General features: G+C 43.7%; 1 pseudogene. It reads left to right on the forward strand.

From position 1 onward, the window contains the following. Nucleotides 1–82 precede the first annotated feature (82 nt). A pseudogene (locus AM629_RS21620) lies at nucleotides 83–350 on the forward strand (hypothetical protein); the annotation flags it as partial.

Consider the following 350-nt stretch of genomic DNA (forward strand, 5'->3'; position numbering starts at 1 on the left):
TGAATTCCCGGTCAGGAGCTGAAATAGCAGTTTAAAGATATTCTTTGTATTGCAAAAAATAAGATAAACAGGAGACGTTAATATGCCAATACCGTTACTGGCCCCTGTCGCAGTAGGTGCGGCTGAATATGTTGCCAGCGCCTGTGCTGGAGTACTAATTGCTGTCGGCATCATGGAAGCAAGTAAAGAAAAACCGGTTGAAGACGATGGACACATTCACCGTAAGAAAATGGATTTTGTGATAAGTCCTGAAATCACGGATGAAGACAGAAATATTGTCTGGAGTGCCGAAGCGCATGCGGATTTTTGGGAGGATGATGATTTAGGGGATGAATCCGTTGATACCAGTG

The sequence above is a fragment of the Photorhabdus heterorhabditis genome (genome assembly GCF_001280945.1).
In the GTDB taxonomy this organism is placed as follows: Bacteria; Pseudomonadota; Gammaproteobacteria; order Enterobacterales; family Enterobacteriaceae; genus Photorhabdus; species Photorhabdus heterorhabditis.